Here is a 17,117-nt window from a genome sequence, read left to right as displayed (position 1 = left end):
TAATTAAAGCTTCCCGTAACTGGGGTTTACTCAAAACTGTTGTACTGCTTCTTAACTCTTGCATCATTTGCTGAAGACGGTTAGCAAGCATTACAGCAAACGCTCGATATAAATGTGCGGCAAAGTTTAAATCTTGCTGTAGTTTTTTGATAAGTAGAGCATTCGGAATAGCTAAAACTAAAGATTTTTTTCTTGCACAAACAGTAGTAGAAGATAAACCATTCTCAACTAAAGGAACCCCAATAATATCTCCATTTACCAAACGCGCGATTTCTCTTTCAGGTACTCCACCCTCCAGTACAGCAAATGCACGACCTAAAGGGTCTGTAATTCCTTGATTCAACACCACCGTTAACTTGCCGTCAAGTAATATATATAGTGTATCCAGTGGTTGACCCTGCTCAACTAAAATCGTACCGGGTGCAATTTCCACCCTTTCCCCAGTTGCCAACATCCAATCAATGTCTTGATTACTAAGTTCCTTAAGTAGAACCTCTGACATAATAACTCCCATTACCAACGTTTATCTTCTACCGAAAAACCCGAAAATCCCTCTAAAAAAGGTCATAATATCCTCAGAGGAATTTAAACCGATACCCATAATTTGAAATGCAGACGAAGATATTTGTGAACTGCCAAAGCTAGAACTACTACCTCCACGACGCGAACGTTTTCGTGACTGTGCAAAAACATCACTTCTTTGGAAAGTTGAACCAGATACAAATATACTGATACCACCAGAGATTCCATCAAGTTCTTCTTGGGACAATTCAACAGGAGAATGGTTATTTACTTCATCAAAATCATTCGGCATTTTTTCCACCTTAGATAAAGAACGTAAAGTGCGTGACGCTACGAAAAAACATTAACGTAGTTATAGGACTTGTAGCGTCACGCACCGACAAAGCTGTAAGTGTTTGAGTGAATAAAAGATATATGGGTTGTAAAAGTAGACTATTTCAGAGGATAAGAGACTTATGCAACTTGAGAAAGAAATTAGAAAAATAAATAGAGACATGAGGTTCTCATGTCTCTACCAAGGGTTGTGGGTGACTGGTTTGGTTACAAACAAAAGACAAACAAAAGTAAGGTGCGTGACGCTACCAGTACTGCGCTTCGTTTTCAAATTTAAGTAGCATCACGCACCCTACCGTTGCAAAATTTACTTAGCAGCAATAGCTTGACCCGCTTTGCTAAAGAGATCTTGTACATTAACAACAGAACCTGTATAGCTACCACCGGGGCCTGCGAAAGTTTGTTGACCTACAGCTAAATTCTTTTGCGAAAAGCTATTTGATGCATCAGATGCAAACCCCCCAACATCACCCAAGCTAATAGACAAACCACCTGCAACGGTATCAAGTTCATCAACGGAAAGTTCTACTGCGTTGTTTAATTCGTTAGACATGATGTATACTCCAGTAATTGTGTGTATTTGATAAGAGTGAAATTGTTAGAAATAGGTAAGTTGTAGGCGCCTACCCATTGAAGATGTTAGAAAGATGTTAGAAAGATGTTAGAAACCGATAGCGATACCTTGACCAGCACCAGATGAAATATTTTGTAATTGAGTCACAGAACCTGTGTAGCTACCACCAGGACCTGCGAAAGTTTGTTGACCTACAGCTAAATTTTTTTGTGAAAAGCTATTTGATGCATCAGATGTAAACCCTTTTAAATCACCTAAGCTAATAGCTAAACCACCTGCAACGGTATCGAGTTCATCAATGGAAAGCTCAACTGCGTTGGTGTTGTTTTGTTCGTAATTCATGATTTTGACTCCTTTGTTATGAATGATTTCTGTACTTGTCAAAGATTAAATAAAATTAGCTGATAGCAATATTTTGACCAGCAGTAGATGTAGTTTCTGTGAAGTTAAATAGTGAACCAGTGTAGCTACCATTTGGACCCGCATAAGTTTGTTGAGCAACATTCAATGTTTTTTGATAAAAACTATTGTTGGCACTCGAAGCAAAACCGCCAATATCACCAAGAATCAAAGATAAACCACCAGAACAATTATCAAGTTCGTCTAGAGATAATTCAATAGCATCAATATTAGTTTCGTTAGACACTTTTTACTCCTTTGTAATTACTATTTGAACGAATTAATGAAAATGCCGAAAAATGTACGGTGCGTGACGCTACTAATTAGTGCGCTTCATTTCAAAATTTTAGTAGCGTCACGCACCCTACTTAGCTGCAATAGCTTGACCAGCTTTGCTAATAATTTCTTGGTAGTTGGTAACAGAACCTGTATAGCTACCACCAGGACCTGCAAAAGTTTGCTGACCTACTGATAAATTCTTTTGCGAAAAGACGTTAGATGCATCCGAAGCAAACCCACCAACATCACCCAAACTAATAGCTAAACCTCCTGCTACGTTATCAAGTTCATCGTTGGATAATTCTACTGCGTTGATTTCGTTAGACATTGTTTTTCTCCGTTACTGTATAATTGTTGGATTTGAGAGTTTAAGAAAGAACTTCGCAGTGTTGAAACCGTTTTTTATTTCAGTCGCTTGGCTGCGCTCGTTTTCCTTTCATGTGTTCATAATATGAATTCTTCTCCCAGTTGAACATCGGAAAAAGGTTCGGACTATAAGGCGCCCTATCTCCATCGAAAAGAGTCATACTAAAGTTGGAGAACCCTCTTGTAAAACCCAAAACCCCTCTTGTGGAACAGGCATCCCTGCCTGTATCTTGCATCAACACCAACATAAATGTGTTCGAGTGAGTAATATTGCATATACTTTAGAAGATGGATAAGATTAACTTTTATTAAGCAGGGGGGTAGCAAATGTACATCGTACAAATAGCCTCAGAGTGCGCGCCTGTAATTAAAGCAGGTGGCTTAGGTGATGTAGTGTACGGACTGAGTACGGAGTTGGAGAGCAAGGGACATTGCGTCGAATTGATTCTTCCCATGTATGACTGTATGCGCTATGACCATATATGGGGATTACATGAGGCCTACCGAGATTTGTGGGTGCCCTGGTATGGTGGAAGAATTCACTGTTCTGTATACTGCGGTTGGGTACACGGGCGAGTTTGTTTCTTCATCGAACCACACTCAGAAGATAATTTCTTCCATCGTGGATGCTATTACGGGTGCAACGACGACAGTATGCGCTTTGCTTTTTTTAGTAAAGCCGCTTTACAATTTTTACAGCAAAGTAATAAATGTCCAGATATTATTCATTGTCACGACTGGCAAACTGGCCTAATTCCAGTCATGTTATATGAGGTGTATAAGTATCATGGACTGGAGTTCCAGCGCGTTTGCTACACTATCCACAACTTCAAACATCAAGGTATGTTTGGAAACGAGATTTTGGAAGCGACTGGTTTGAACCGTCCTGAGTATTATTACCAGTACCACAAGTTACAAGATAACTTTAATCCGTTTGCATTAAATATGATGAAAGCGGGTATTGTTTACTCAAATGCCGTCACTACAGTATCCCCACATCATGCTTGGGAAGCAGAGCATACAGAAGTTGGCTGTGGGTTAGGGCATACTTTATACTTACATAAGGACAAATTCCAAGGAGTCCTCAACGGTATTGACTATGGGTTTTGGAATCCTGAAGCTGATAAGTATATTCCTTTCCACTACACAACAGAAGATTTTGAACAGAAACAATATAACAAAAAAGCTTTACGTGAACGCTTGAAGTTGGCTGATAGTGATAAACCCCTAATTGCTTACATCGGGCGCCTCGATGCTCAAAAAGGTGTACATTTAGTTCACCACTCCATTTATTATGCACTCGAACGCGGCGCCCAATTTGTTTTACTCGGTGCTGCCACTGAACCTAGTATCAATAGTTGGTTCGTTCACGAACAATCGTTCCTTGCAGAAAACTCTGATGCACACATTGAGTTAGCTTTCAACGAGGAATTATCGCACCTCATCTACGCAGGCGCTGATATGATTGTTGTTCCTAGTAATTATGAACCATGTGGATTAACTCAAATCATTGGTCTAAAATATGGCACAGTTCCAGTTGTGCGAGGTGTCGGTGGATTGGTAAATACCGTGTTTGACTGGGACTACGACCAAATGCACCCGCAAGAAACACGCAATGGTTTTGTATTCTTTGAGTTAGATAACTATGCTTTGGAATCAGCACTAGGACGCGCGGTTGATTTGTATAATATTAGTCCAGAACTGTTCCGTCAGCTAGCACTTCAAGGAATGGAGTATGACTATTCATGGAATCATCCCAGCGAAAAGTATATAGAAATATACGATACTATTCGCCATAAAGGGTAACAAAATGTAGAGATGTCACAAAGCGTACTGTAGGTAAATTACCCCTGATATCATGTCCGGCTATTACCCATAATTCCCGACAATGTAGAGACGCGAAATTTCGCGTCTCTACAAGGATTTTATTATGGTTACGTTCCCGGACATGATATTACTTACTAAGCTTGATTTTTGGGGAGTAAGCCTAAAATTGCAGCAACACCGACTGCACCAGCTAGTCCCCACTTTAATACTGGGTTTCTGTCCAAGTTATCTAGAAAACTTGGTATTACTAACTTACCAAAATCACCCTCTATTTTATCATAACCTTCAATCGGTTCATATAAATTATCGGGTGCCGATTCTGATTTTGGTTCTGTGGTGCGCTGTCCCTGAAAACCTATCGTCGCTAATATTGTATCTATTAACTGTGGTGAGAGTTTTTGCAGCACGTCTAATACTCTACCAACATCTCCGGCTATAAAATCGCGCGTTGGATGTTCTGCTGCATAAATAATTGCTTCTGCAACAACGCGCGGTTCATAATAAGGTGGTATTCCTGTTGGCTTTACTCCTAACTTAGTCCGAATTTTACTGTAATACGGTGTGTTTATCACTGCTGGTAATATAGAAGTGACGCTAACAGGCGCCTTTTCGTGCATTAACTCAACACGCAAAGCTTCTAAAAATCCCTCTACACCATGTTTTGCCGTCGAATATGGACTTTGCAACGGTAAACTTCTCCTTCCTTCCATTGAAGAAACACAAATTATTGCTCCTCCTTGTTGTTTGATGTAAGGTAAAGCTACCGTCACACCATTTACTTGACCCATTAATGTTACGTCTATTACACGCTGAAATTCTTCGGGTGTAATATCTTCAAATTTACCCATTACACCTGTAGCTGCTGCATTTACCCACGTATCTAGGCGCCCATACCGTGCTACTGTTTTCTCAACAAAATTTCTAACTTGTTCAAGGGAACTTACATCAGCAACAACGTACTCTACTTCACCACCAAATAAACGTATTTCATCTACTAACGATTTTAACCCAGCTTCCGACCGCGCCGACACCATCACCTTGGCGCCTCTTTGTGCGAACATAAACGCTGTTAACCTACCGATACCACTTGAGGCGCCCATTATGGCGACTACTTGTTGATTAATTGGTTTTAAAAGCATAAATCATAATTACTACTCTACTTTACTTGTAATAAGTTTTATTACAGATAGTTGCATCATTCGACAGGTTGAACATCAACTATGTCTGTGGAAGGGGGACAAATGTAGAGACGTTACATGTAACGTCTCTAAAATCAATCATTCCATAAATGAATACCACCTAACAAACCGTTAAGATTTGAAATAATTTTGGTATTTTCGGCTAGCTTAAGTTTGACTAACTTAGCTTCACCACCACCGATATACAAAAAATCATAGTTAAATAAATGTTGTAGTGATTTAATTGCTTTTCCTAATCTTTCGTTCCATTTTGCTTCACCAACTTTTTCTAACGCTGCACGTCCAAGTTGTTCTTCATACGTCTCACCTTTTCGGAAACGATGATGTCCCATTTCTAAATTTGGCACTAATTTACCGTTGAGGAACAAGGCAGACCCAAAACCTGTACCCAAAGTTATTACTAACTCTACACCTTTTCCCGCTACAGCGCCAAAACCCTGCATATCAGCATCATTTATTACCCGCGCGGGCTTTTGTAAACGTTTTGATAATTGACTTGCCAAATCAAAACCTATCCATTCAGGATTTAAGTTTACAGCAGTTTCTGTAACTCCCGCGCGTACAACTCCAGGAAACCCCGCAGAAATTCTATCGAACTCGCCAACAGATGTTACTAACTGTGTAATTGTATCTAATACCGCTTCTGGTGTTGCAGGTTGTGGAGTATCTAAACGTATACGTTCGCTCAAAGAGTTACCCTTTTCGTCTAAAACCATTACTTTTATACCGCTACCACCAATATCTATCGATAAAGTGCGAGTAGATGCGTCTGTATCAGCCATTGAAATTTGTTCTCCTTGTATACTATTTAACTAATTTGCCTAACCCAGGTAAAATCTCAGTTAAGGACTACATAATATATAAGCTATGCATAGTTTTATCCCTCCCGCGCGTTTTTTTCCATATTTGACATGGACAGATATCGAGGCAATGCCAGATAAGGAAAATGTTGTTATTATTCAGCCTGTGGGAGCTATCGAACAGCATGGTCCACATCTACCATTAATTGTGGATGCAGCTATTGGTATGGGAGTATTAGGAAAAGCTTTAGAAAAACTTGATTCCAATGTCCCTGCTTATGCAATGCCATCCCTTTACTACGGTAAATCAAATGAGCATTGGCATTTCCCCGGAACTATAACTCTTAGTACAGAAACACTTTCTGCAATCTTAATGGAAGTTGGTGATAGTTTATACCGTGCAGGTTTTAGAAAGTTAGTGTTAATGAATTCTCATGGTGGACAACCACAAGTAATGCAAATGGTCGCGCGCGATTTACACGTTAAGTACAGTGATTTTGCTGTGTTTCCATTATTTACATGGCGTGTTCCGCATATTGCCAAGGAGTTGGTAACACCCAAAGAAGCCCAATTAGGTATGCACGCTGGAGATTTAGAAACTAGTATTATTTTAGCGCTTTTACCCGAACAAGTAAAAATGGAGCGCGCGCTTTGTGAGTATCCACCTGAACAACCGAGTGGTAGCTTACTATCAGCCGAAGGTAAATTACCTTTTGCATGGACAACAAGAGATTTAAGCGAAAGTGGTGTAATAGGTGATGCGACTACAGCAACTAAAGAAAAAGGTATACAAATTCTTGAATCTGTTTCTGATGGTTGGGTGACTGCGATCAAAGATATTTACACCTTCCGTCAACCTCATCCCTTGAATATCGGTGTTACAGAAAAGCAATAGGTAAAGTATTTTCATACCAGTTTGATGGCAGATTTGCAACATTTCCAGCTTTTTTGATTATTGTCATGACTCGCTCCATATCTACAACACGGTGACGATAACAACCATTGGAACCTCCTCCTGCCATTAAATTACCTTCACGTCCATGAAATCCTATATTGACTGAATGACCGTTTTTATCTCTTTTCCCTTGAGGTGAATAAAAGTTGGCGTATGCTGGTTTAAAACTGGCGCTGTTATCTGGCTTAATATAATCTAGGCTATATATTCCTTTTGGTGGATACCACTCTTGATAACGGGCGCCTACTGCTTTAAACTTTTCTCGTACTGTTTTATTTTGACTTTTGTAAATAATAGTAGTTGTAATTTGTGATGAATTGCCTGTTTCCAAAATAATCATCACTGGTGACTTGATGTTTTTATCAGGATTATAGCCAAACGTGTTGAGACAAGCTTCTGTTGTTTCTCTGTCTCCCGTTTGAGGTAATTGTTTAATTAGTCCATCTAAACATTTATTATTTTGTTCTGTTATGGTAGAATCATAGTAAGATTTTACGTTAGTATCTAAGTAATTATAATCATAAGCGTATATTTGAGCGGCATCAGCTTTTATTGTTGTCAGGTTTAAATTTACGGCGATAGTTGTAAGAATGTATAAGAAGTGACGTAAAGTAGCTGTTTTTAACATAATAGATGAAATTTAGGCGCACATAATTAATATGTAAAGTTTGTTTCCCATCCTTGAGTTAGGGGCATATTTAAGTTATCTTGGTATTCAGATATTGGTCTAATTAATTTGATGTTTCTTCCAAAGATTCGATAGGCGCCTACAGCACATATAGTTTGTGCATCAAATACCATTTTATCGCTGACTTCAACTTTAATTGGAACTGATGGATGTCTTCCAACTTGCAAAAGCATAACTTTTGTTTCTCCTCCTTCATAGTCAGTTAACTGTGACTTCCAAGGTTGTTTATATTCTTGGCGCCATTCTGCAACAGTTTGACCAGAACCTGCTAAATAGTAAGGAGTTGTTAGGATAGTTCCGTCATCTAAATAATTTGTGTACGAAGCAGTTTTCAAATAACAACCATTTTGACGAGTAAATGTTGCTATCCCTGGATTAATTTCACGCTTGATTAACATTGCGTGTGGAGTTCTGTTTAGTAACGCTTGGGCATTTTTTACTGGAGTTGTTTGTCCTGTTACTACTGTACTTGTGGATAATGAAATAATTATAGCTGTTGTGAGCCGATGAATTAATTTAATGTTCATAATACACCTGTTTAAATTTAGTAGGGTGTGTGACACTACCAAAATTCTGAAACGAAGCGCAGTTGTAGTAGCGTCACGCACCGACTCTAGTAGTTCGTGTCATTAAATTTGGGGAGTAGAAAAAACGAACCGCAAAGAACGCAAAGAACGCAAAGGAAGAATTAAGAAGAGAGAACACACCAAAACTATTGACATAGACCACTAATTACAACCGCGCGCTGTACAGGTGCGTGGTTTTTCTACAAATTCGCGTTGAATTACAACTTTACCTTCAGTTGAGACATTACGAATGATCGGATTACTAGGAGCGCAATTTGCGATTGCACGAGTTTCTGCTTCCTGACGTGATACTGTACCAATATTTAAACGTCTTTCAAACGTTTGTTGATTATCAACCACACCTAAAGCTGTAGTAAAAGCGTTGTCCATTTTGCTTTGTACACCCGAACGATTATCAATTGTATCTATATCTGTACTCGAAACATCAAGCGCAAAACCTAAACCACCACCACCAATACGTTTTGGTTTCAGTGCAAAACCTTGACGATAACCTACCGATGTCCCGCAAGCTGAACGGTATTGGAAAGAAAATGCTTCACCACCTGTTCCAGGCGCCTGATTTCCAAATTGGATATTATTATACTGGTCTCCGTCAACTTTAACTCGTGTAGAGGGTGATACGGATGTTCCGCCAGTAGTGATATTACCAACGTTTGCACTGCTATTTGCACTACCACCAGCACTAGTTGACGAATTAGTATTTTGACTGTTACCACTATTATTTACTTTAGCATTTGCTCCGCTAGTTGAAGTCGCTGTGTTAGGAGTGATAACTGTTGTATTGCTTCCACCGTTTTCAACGTTCTGATTCAAACTTGGAATATTGTTGTTATTGTTATTGTTGTTATTGTTGTTATTGTTGTTGTTATTGGATGATGTGCTATTACCGTAAATAGCAGTATTATTTCCTTTACAACTGGGGTCAACAGGTATATTGTTTCTTGCTTCACAATGAACCTTCTGGTTTAAACTACCTGTTGGGTTGACGGTAAAGTTACTCATCTCAACATGAGTATCAGGACCTACTGCGCTACCATCAAGTTCTTGGTTAACTGTTTGAGCAATAGCTGCATTTCCAAGTAAAATTGAAGTTGCTGAAACAGCTAAACCGATTAAAGCATGTTTGTTAGAAAACATAAGATTACATCCTGTTAATTATTTGTGAGTTGGTAAAAGCTTTGTATCTTAACAGTACGCACATTAAACTTTTTTGATAATCCTGCCAGTATTACTTAAGTATTTTGGCTAATGTATCATTTAATTTAAGTGTTTTTACTGTGATGGTATAGACTTCAGAAGCATCCGGAAAGTTTTCGGAAAAATATACTCATCAAAATTGGGATAATATTCTATTTTCAGAGAAAAAGGCACCACTAGAGTTTGAAAATTTTGAAAATTGGTATCAGCAGGATTCAAACGGTTACACTGGTACAGCAGGATAGTATCTAGCTGATATTTAAGTAGGATATATGAGTGATATGACAAGCAACCGTGACTACACACTGATTATCGATAAAAGTGGCAGTATGTCTACTCCCGACCAAGTGGGGAGTAAAAGTCGTTGGGACATTGCACAGGAGTCTACACTTGCACTCGCGCGTAAGTGTGAACAATTTGACCCTGATGGGATTACTGTATATGTATTTTCTGGAAAGTTCAAACGTTACGATGATGTTACCTCGGCAAAAGTAGCACAAATCTTCATGGAAAATGACCCAGCAGGAACCACTAATTTAGCGGGAGTGCTACAAAACGCTACTGACAACTACTTTCAACGTAAAGCTAGTGGTCAAACTAAGCCAAACGGTGAGACTATAATAGTAGTGACAGACGGTGAGCCTGATGATCGAAAAGCTGTATTTGAGGTAATTATTAATGCATCCCGACAAATGGAACGAGATGAAGAATTAGCTATTTCCTTAATTCAAGTCGGTTCTGACCCACAAGCTACTAAATTTTTGAAAGCACTTGATGACCAATTGACTAGTGTCGGCGCCAAGTATGATATTTGTGATACCGTTACACTCGATGATATGGAAGACATGAGTCTTGCAGAAATCTTGATGAATGCGATTAATGATTAATTGTCAGTTGAATGGCAGTTAATTGATATTTGGAGATATAACGATGTTGGAAAATCGTGATTACACATTAATTATTGATAAAAGCGGTAGTATGGCAACCCCCGACCAAAAGGGGGGCAAAAACCGCTGGTTTGCTGCACAAGAGTCTACTTTTGCACTCGCAAGTAAATGTGAACAGTTTGATACTGACGGAATTACTGTTTACGTGTTTTCCGGTAAATTCAAACGATATGAAAATGTGACATCAACCAAAGTGTCACAAATATTCATAGAAAATGACCCATCGGGAACTACCGATTTAGCGGGTGTATTAAAACATGCTACCGATAATTATTTTGAACGTAAAAATGCTGGGCAAACCAAACCCAATGGTGAGACAATTTTAGTAATAACAGACGGTGAACCCGATGACCGTAAAGCTGTAATGCGAGTTATTATCGAAGCTTCTCGACGTATGGAACGCGATGAAGAGTTAGCACTTTCTTTTATTCAAGTCGGTACTGACCAACAAGCTACACGCTTCTTGAAAGTACTCGATGATGAATTACAAAGTGCTGGCGCCAAATTTGATATTTGTGACACCATTACAATGGAAGATATGGAAGATATGAGCTTATCTGAAGTTCTTTTGAACGCAATAAATGATTAAGATTATTCAGAACATGTTTTAAAAGTGGGATAAAGTCTAAATTTGTCATTCTGAGCGCAGCGAAGAATCTAAATTGAATATACGCAAGATGCTTCACTACGTTCAGTATGACACAAAACGAAACGTATTCAAATTGTCTAAAACAAAACAAAGTAGTTCAGCGAACAAGTGTAAATAATTATTTATGCTAGTTTGTTAAGTGTATATGTTAAGCGTACATGTTTCCCTATTACTTACAGTAAAATCTCCCTATGTCACAAATCGAAGTTGCTATCGCTGCTTATCGAGTGTTCGTAGATGAGTTTAAAAGTTTGATGCTAGGTACAGTCAGTGCAAATGGTCTGCCTAATGTTAGCTATGCTCCGTTTGTTATGGATGAAACCAAGAATATTTACGTTTATGTGAGTGGACTCTCAACTCACACGCAAAATCTTTATACGGCGCCTCTCGCCAGTGTAATGTTTATTGAGGATGAGTTACAAACTCAGGAAATATTCGCACGGCGCCGACTAACATATGATTGTGGTGCCAAGTTAGTCGAGCAGAACACCGAATTGTGGTATCAGGTATTAGGAAAGTATGAAGAACGCTTTGGTGAGATAATTCAACAATTACGGAATTTACCTGACCAGCGAATTTTTCACCTTACACCCTATCAAGGCAGGTTTGTCACTGAGTTTGGCGCCGCGTATAATGTTCGTGCTGACAACCTTGATACCTTGGTTGATATTACTGTTGACGAATCTATATATTGATTATGCATGTACGTATGATGTGTAACGCTATCACATATTAATATATATTTACCATAGCGACAGTTTGTTGATGGGGTCGGTTTGCGTCCAGGCAAAATTTGGGCGCCAAGAACGCAGGAGCAACCTGTAACCCCAGCTAAATAAATCACATTACTTTTGCTGTGCTGCTTTTCTAACAGACTCAACATCAGTTTCTAGAATTTGAGCAATTCGCTCAATACTCAATCCTTCGTCAAGCAACTTAGGTACAAGCTGCAACCAGTTTTCTTCCCTTACACTTTGATACAATCTGCTTTTTTTGAATTCACTTAAGTCAAGCATAGTTTCTATTTCTCCTCGGCTAAGATTTGGAAACTTATAAAAAAAGTTTTTACAAATTTTCTTTGCTACGAAGATGTGAAGATGCATTTTATTATATAGCAATCTGTTCATCATTAGTGAAATCCGCATTTTGTACAGACCGTATTAATTCGGTCTTTACGCGGATATAATTTTTACAACTTATATAAAATTGCTATATTAAGTTAGGTGCGTAACGCTACGAATTTTTTGCTCCGTTGAAAGATTGTTATGGCGTTACACACCCTACATGGTATATGTTTATTATACAAAGATTATATAAGCCTATATGGGTTGATGGTGAGAGCGGGTATGAGTTAAAATTGCTGACTGTTAGCTTGTAATCTGACTTTATGCTGCATCCACCTTCGTTTGACTCAGTTAATCAGCGTGTACCTTGGAAGCTGCCCAACAATGAACGGGTAGCTGTTTGGGTAGTGATGAATGTTGAACATTTTACCTTTGGCAAGCTTGGTACTGCTATTCAACCACATTTAAATAGTCAACCTGAAATTGCTAACTATGGGTGGAGAGACTATGGTAATAGAGTCGGGATATGGCGCCTATTTGAATTGTTTGCTGAGTTGGAAATACCCGTAACTGCCGCAGTTAATGGCGAAATTTGTGAGTTATACCCTGAAATTATCACAGCTATTCAAGAACATGGCTGGGAAGTTATGGCACACGGTATTAATAATTCTACTGGTCATAGCTCTATGGATAAAGCAACAGAAACGCAAACAATCGATCAAACCTTAAGTTTATTAAAGCAGGCAACGGGTCAATTACCTAAAGGATGGTTGACACCAGGGTTTTCAATTACTGAGTCTACTTTTGAATTATTACACGAAAAAGGAATATTATATACTGCTGATTGGGTTAACGATGACCAACCTTATTGGTATCCTGTTAAAGATAGTCGAATGTTAGCTATACCGTATACAATTGAAGCTAATGATATTACGCTGTGTTTGAGTAATCGATTTTCCAGCGCCGAGTTTGCACAAGCGATACAAGACCAGTTCGACCAACTTTGGTTGGATGGAGAAAAAAGCGCGCGGGTAATGGCAATAGGTTTACATCCCTTCATAGTCGGTCAACCATTACGAATGAAGTATCTCAAACAATGTCTATCATATATTAAAAGTCAGTCCAATACCTGGATAACTACAGGCGAGGCTATATATAAACATTTTACCAAATTATCATGACAATATCACAAACTAAAACTTTAACGATTCCTGTTATTGATGCAACCCAAGAAAATATCAAACCATATGGATATTTACTTGGTGATGATGTAAGTAAACCTGGTTTGGGAATACCTTTTTATCAAGAGCGCGTTATTGAAGGTGAAAATATCGACTTTAGCTATCGCGGTACTGCCACTTTTAGAACTGCTAAAATTATGCCGGGATATCCCAAAATTACCTGGTTAGAACGTCATATGCACATGACACAGATGTTTATTGGATTAGGACAGTCACCTTTCATTATGGTTATGGCACCTCCCAGTGCTGATGATAATCAATTACCGGATTTAAATCAAGTCAAAGCGCTGCGTTTTCCGGCAGGACACGGTTTATTGCTACACCTGGGTACATGGCATGATTTTCCTATCGCTTGCTCCTCACCCGTTGTCATCCTAACGGCAAACTCCGATGAAGTAGTAACAGCGTTAAGCGAAATGAAAGAACCAGGAGAAATGAACCAAGGTGATGTTTATAAAATCTCATTACCTAAAAGATTAGGTTCCCAAATTCAACTTGATGTATGACTCTCTGTAAAGACGCTCCGGTTCTGAGCGTCTCTACTTTGTGGTAAAATATTATCTTACCACGGAGGTCGTAAAGGAAATTAAGAGCGACTGACAACAACAGGGGTTCCGACTTTTGCCCAGTTGAATATTAGCTGTGCTTTTTTGGGTGGTAAATTTACACAACCGTGACTAACAGGTGTGCCAAAGTTATTATGCCAATAGGCGCCGTGAATTGCATAACTACCGTCATAGTACATTGTATAAGGCACATCAGGAATATCATAATCGTCGCCACGCATTCTCGCTTTGCGTAATTTTGTTTGAACAGCGTATACTCCAGTCAGTGTAGGTGTAGACTTTTTACCTGATGAAATAGTAGTTTGATATATAACTTTATTTCCTTCCCAAGCAGTTAATTTCTGCCGCTTAAGATTTATTTCTATCCAACGTTCCTGTGACTGCTTTAGTTCATCTATCTTTTGAGCTATTTTCTGTGATTTTGATACTACCGCAGTTGGAGCAGGCACCTTTGTCTCGCCTTTAGCCGCAGGAGTTACAATATTAACTACATTTAAAGTTGTTAAAACAGAAATTGCTGCTAATAAAGAGAATTTACGCATATAACTTTTACGGCCGTTGACCATCATATGTCACAAACCTCCTAATTTATGTTTAATGTTTATGTTTAATGTAGGGTGCGTGCCGCCATAAGGAACAAGAGCGTCATTACAACACTTGTAGCGTCACGCACCGACTCTGGTATAATTATTTTAATTTATATCTAAGTAGATAGTTATCACCCAATGGTTGTATTAATTAACTTCACTGCTTATAAACAAATTCCGCATTTTATGTAAAATAAATTTGGTGCGTGACGCTACAAGTTTTGTTGCTTCGTTGAAGTTTTTTATAGCGTCACACACCCTATGTTTATTCTGTTTAAGGACGTTATACTGAGAGTCCCCAGAATTCGTCATCAAGTACTGATATATATAAACAACCCTTCGTTCATAAAGACAGGCGCCTTGCCAATTATCCAATAAATTACTATGAAATACTAAGCTACTAAAAGAACGACTGTGACAAATTTTGTGGTGTCACAGTTTATGAAACGAACCGCAAAGGGCGCAAAGTACGCAAAGAAAGAAGGATAATATAGAGAGCGCTTAACAGTTCTTAATTATTTGGTAGTTTGTAGAATGGCACGCGATTTACGTGGATTTATTAAGATATTGGAAGAAAGAGGACAATTACGGCGAATTAGTGCTGCTGTTGACCCAAATTTAGAAATTGCTGAGATTTCCAACCGGATGCTCGCTCAAGGTGGTCCAGGTTTAATTTTTGAGAACGTCAAAGGCGCCGCGTTCCCTGTTGCGATAAATTTAATGGGGACGGTAGAGCGTATATGTTGGGCAATGAATATGGAGCATCCCCTAGAGTTGGAAGACTTGGGGAAAAAGCTTGCGATGTTACAACAACCAAAACCACCGAAAAAAATTTCTCAGGCTATTGATTTTGGTAAGGTTTTATTTGATGTGGTTAAAGCTAAACCTGGACGTGATTTTTTTCCAGCATGTCAGCAGGTGGTTATACAGCGTGATGATTTAGATTTAAATAAAATACCAATGATACATCCGTATCCAGGTGATGCAGGTAAGATAATTACGCTTGGGCTGGTAATTACAAAGGATTGTGAGACTGGTGTACCGAATGTTGGTGTGTATCGTTTACAGCTACAATCTCAGAATACGATGACCGTACATTGGTTATCGGTAAGAGGAGGCGCCCGTCATTTACGGAAGGCGGCGGAGCGTGGTAAAAAGTTAGAGGTGGCAATTGCATTGGGTGTAGACCCTTTGATTATTATGGCGGCAGCAACACCGATACCTGTAGATTTATCGGAGTGGTTATTTGCTGGTTTGTATGGTGGTAGTGGTGTCAGTTTAGCGAAATGTAAAACGGTTGATTTGGAAGTTCCTGCTGATTCAGAGATAGTACTTGAAGGTACAATTACACCAGGTGAAGTATTACCTGATGGGCCATTTGGAGACCATATGGGGTATTACGGTGGTGTGGAAGATTCACCGTTAGTACGTTTTCAATGCATGACGCATCGTAAAGACCCTATTTATTTAACCACATTTAGCGGGCGCCCACCAAAAGAAGAAGCGATGATGGCTATTGCGCTTAACCGTATATATACACCGATTTTACGTCAACAGGTTTCGGAAATAGTAGATTTTTTCCTACCAATGGAAGCGTTGAGTTACAAAGCGGCAGTTATATCTATAGATAAAGCATACCCTGGACAAGCTCGTCGCGCGGCCTTAGCATTTTGGAGTGCTTTACCACAGTTTACATACACAAAATTTGTCATTGTGGTAGATAAAGATATAAATATTCGTGACCCACGTCAAGTTGTGTGGGCAATAAGTTCTAAAGTTGACCCAACGCGCGACGTATTTATTTTACCCAATACACCGTTCGACACTTTAGACTTTGCTAGTGAGAAACTAGGTTTAGGTGGACGCATGGGAATTGATGCTACTACCAAAATACCACCAGAAACAGAACACGAATGGGGGGCGCCGCTAGAGTCCGACCCAGACGTTGCTGCAATGGTACAAAGACGCTGGGCTGAATACGGTTTAGATAATTTACAATTAGGAGAAGTCAATCCTAATTTATTTGGATACGACATGTAAATCAATTGTATTGTACGTAAATCAATTGTATTGTACGTAAATCAATTGTATTGTATGTAAATCAATTGTAGGGTGCGTAACGCTATAACAAGATTGAACGAAGCAATGATTATGTGGCGTTACGCACCAAGTTTAATCATGTGTATCGTATTGTAAGGTGGAATGTTGCTTACTTAACGTATTAATTGTGCGTGAAAGCACTGTATTTGGCGTTACATTGCTTGATAGTAATAGCTTTCACGCACCCTACCCCAATTTATTGGCGCCTCAAAATGCTTAAGTCAGTGACATTCCACC

The 17,117-nt window shown here is 39.0% G+C and carries 21 protein-coding genes; 8 read left to right on the top strand and 13 right to left on the bottom strand.

The features are described 5' to 3' along the window. The 6 genes from AC2JBO_RS33125 to AC2JBO_RS33100 form a co-directional block, all read right to left on the bottom strand. Positions 1-502, bottom strand: a 502-nt coding sequence (locus tag AC2JBO_RS33125; protein ID WP_496957884.1) for a cyclic nucleotide-binding domain-containing protein, incomplete at its 3' end; no start/stop codon positions are given. A 21-nt stretch (positions 503-523) separates the two neighbouring features. Further along, positions 524-814, bottom strand: a complete 291-nt coding sequence (locus AC2JBO_RS33120; protein ID WP_496957883.1) for a CTB family bacteriocin — start codon at positions 812-814, stop codon at positions 524-526. Between the two features lie 348 nt (positions 815-1,162). Beyond that, positions 1,163-1,408, bottom strand: a complete 246-nt coding sequence (locus AC2JBO_RS33115; RefSeq protein WP_496957882.1) for a CTB family bacteriocin — start codon at positions 1,406-1,408, stop codon at positions 1,163-1,165. Positions 1,409-1,516: 108 nt separating this feature from the next. Further along, positions 1,517-1,771 (bottom strand): CTB family bacteriocin, encoded by a 255-nt coding sequence (locus AC2JBO_RS33110; protein WP_496957881.1) that lies wholly within the window; start codon positions 1,769-1,771, stop codon positions 1,517-1,519. A 55-nt stretch (positions 1,772-1,826) separates the two neighbouring features. Continuing rightward, positions 1,827-2,075, bottom strand: a complete 249-nt coding sequence (locus AC2JBO_RS33105; RefSeq protein WP_496957880.1) for a CTB family bacteriocin — start codon at positions 2,073-2,075, stop codon at positions 1,827-1,829. Between the two features lie 117 nt (positions 2,076-2,192). Next, a complete protein-coding gene (locus tag AC2JBO_RS33100; RefSeq protein ID WP_496957879.1) occupies positions 2,193-2,435 on the bottom strand; it encodes a CTB family bacteriocin in 243 nt (80 codons plus the stop codon). A gap of 365 nt (positions 2,436-2,800) precedes the next feature. Between AC2JBO_RS33100 and glgA the strand changes: the two genes are divergently transcribed. Continuing rightward, positions 2,801-4,279, top strand: a complete 1,479-nt coding sequence (gene glgA, locus AC2JBO_RS33095) for a glycogen synthase GlgA (RefSeq protein ID WP_496957878.1) — start codon at positions 2,801-2,803, stop codon at positions 4,277-4,279. A gap of 155 nt (positions 4,280-4,434) precedes the next feature. Here glgA and AC2JBO_RS33090 read toward each other — a convergent pair whose 3' ends face one another. Together AC2JBO_RS33090 and AC2JBO_RS33085 are read right to left on the bottom strand one after the other, a co-directional pair. Continuing rightward, positions 4,435-5,439, bottom strand: a complete 1,005-nt coding sequence (locus AC2JBO_RS33090; RefSeq protein ID WP_496957877.1) for an SDR family oxidoreductase — start codon at positions 5,437-5,439, stop codon at positions 4,435-4,437. 134 nt (positions 5,440-5,573) lie between these two features. Continuing rightward, positions 5,574-6,281 carry an ROK family protein gene (locus tag AC2JBO_RS33085; RefSeq protein ID WP_496957876.1) on the bottom strand — a complete coding sequence of 236 codons (708 nt, stop codon included), beginning with the start codon at positions 6,279-6,281 and terminating at the stop codon, positions 5,574-5,576. Positions 6,282-6,366: 85 nt separating this feature from the next. Here AC2JBO_RS33085 and AC2JBO_RS33080 point away from each other — a divergent pair, with 85 nt between their 5' ends. Continuing rightward, the gene (locus AC2JBO_RS33080) at positions 6,367-7,194 is read left to right on the top strand and encodes a creatininase family protein (RefSeq protein WP_496957875.1); all 828 of its coding nucleotides are present in this window, start codon (positions 6,367-6,369) and stop codon (positions 7,192-7,194) included. On the opposite strand, the gene AC2JBO_RS33075 is transcribed toward AC2JBO_RS33080, so the two are convergent. The 3 genes from AC2JBO_RS33075 to AC2JBO_RS33065 all read right to left on the bottom strand — a co-directional run bounded on the left by AC2JBO_RS33075 (position 7,178) and on the right by AC2JBO_RS33065 (position 9,666). Continuing rightward, positions 7,178-7,882, bottom strand: a complete 705-nt coding sequence (locus tag AC2JBO_RS33075; RefSeq protein WP_496957874.1) for a L,D-transpeptidase — start codon at positions 7,880-7,882, stop codon at positions 7,178-7,180. The two genes, AC2JBO_RS33080 and AC2JBO_RS33075, sit on opposite strands and share 17 nt — an antisense overlap. A 26-nt stretch (positions 7,883-7,908) precedes the next feature. After that, positions 7,909-8,469, bottom strand: a complete 561-nt coding sequence (locus tag AC2JBO_RS33070; protein ID WP_496957873.1) for a hypothetical protein — start codon at positions 8,467-8,469, stop codon at positions 7,909-7,911. Positions 8,470-8,670: 201 nt separating this feature from the next. Further along, positions 8,671-9,666, bottom strand: coding sequence for a hypothetical protein (locus AC2JBO_RS33065; protein WP_496957872.1), 996 nt, complete (start codon positions 9,664-9,666; stop codon positions 8,671-8,673). A 341-nt stretch (positions 9,667-10,007) separates the two neighbouring features. On the opposite strand from AC2JBO_RS33065, the gene AC2JBO_RS33060 reads away from it, so the two are divergent. The 3 genes from AC2JBO_RS33060 (at position 10,008) to AC2JBO_RS33050 (ending at position 12,017) form a co-directional block, all read left to right on the top strand. Further along, positions 10,008-10,613, top strand: coding sequence for a vWA domain-containing protein (locus tag AC2JBO_RS33060; protein ID WP_496957886.1), 606 nt, complete (start codon positions 10,008-10,010; stop codon positions 10,611-10,613). 43 nt (positions 10,614-10,656) lie between these two features. After that, entirely contained in the window at positions 10,657-11,262 is a 606-nt protein-coding gene (locus AC2JBO_RS33055; protein ID WP_496957871.1) for a vWA domain-containing protein, read from the top strand. A gap of 251 nt (positions 11,263-11,513) precedes the next feature. Continuing rightward, positions 11,514-12,017, top strand: a complete 504-nt coding sequence (locus tag AC2JBO_RS33050) for a HugZ family pyridoxamine 5'-phosphate oxidase (RefSeq protein ID WP_496957870.1) — start codon at positions 11,514-11,516, stop codon at positions 12,015-12,017. A gap of 150 nt (positions 12,018-12,167) precedes the next feature. Here the strand turns inward: AC2JBO_RS33050 and AC2JBO_RS33045 are convergent, their stop codons facing one another. Then, a complete protein-coding gene (locus AC2JBO_RS33045; protein ID WP_496957869.1) occupies positions 12,168-12,338 on the bottom strand; it encodes a hypothetical protein in 171 nt (56 codons plus the stop codon). 374 nt (positions 12,339-12,712) lie between these two features. Here AC2JBO_RS33045 and AC2JBO_RS33040 point away from each other — a divergent pair, with 374 nt between their 5' ends. Further along, positions 12,713-13,567: a polysaccharide deacetylase family protein gene (locus AC2JBO_RS33040; protein ID WP_496957885.1), complete on the top strand. Its 855-nt coding sequence runs from the start codon at positions 12,713-12,715 to the stop codon at positions 13,565-13,567. After that, complete coding sequence (locus AC2JBO_RS33035) at positions 13,564-14,133, top strand: ureidoglycolate lyase (RefSeq protein ID WP_496957868.1); 570 nt, start codon at positions 13,564-13,566, stop codon at positions 14,131-14,133. Before AC2JBO_RS33040 ends, AC2JBO_RS33035 begins: the two co-directional genes overlap by 4 nt. A gap of 80 nt (positions 14,134-14,213) precedes the next feature. On the opposite strand, the gene AC2JBO_RS33030 is transcribed toward AC2JBO_RS33035, so the two are convergent. Further along, positions 14,214-14,762 (bottom strand): L,D-transpeptidase, encoded by a 549-nt coding sequence (locus AC2JBO_RS33030; RefSeq protein ID WP_496957867.1) that lies wholly within the window; start codon positions 14,760-14,762, stop codon positions 14,214-14,216. Positions 14,763-15,314: 552 nt separating this feature from the next. On the opposite strand from AC2JBO_RS33030, the gene AC2JBO_RS33025 reads away from it, so the two are divergent. Further along, a complete protein-coding gene (locus tag AC2JBO_RS33025; RefSeq protein WP_496957866.1) occupies positions 15,315-16,820 on the top strand; it encodes a UbiD family decarboxylase in 1,506 nt (501 codons plus the stop codon). The last annotated feature ends 297 nt before the right edge of the window (positions 16,821-17,117 follow it).

The sequence above is a fragment of the Calothrix sp. CBUCES-K 9914 genome, assembly GCF_059640475.1.
The sequence above is the reverse complement of the archived record's forward strand: the minus strand, read 5'-3'. Positions and strand labels throughout refer to the sequence as shown.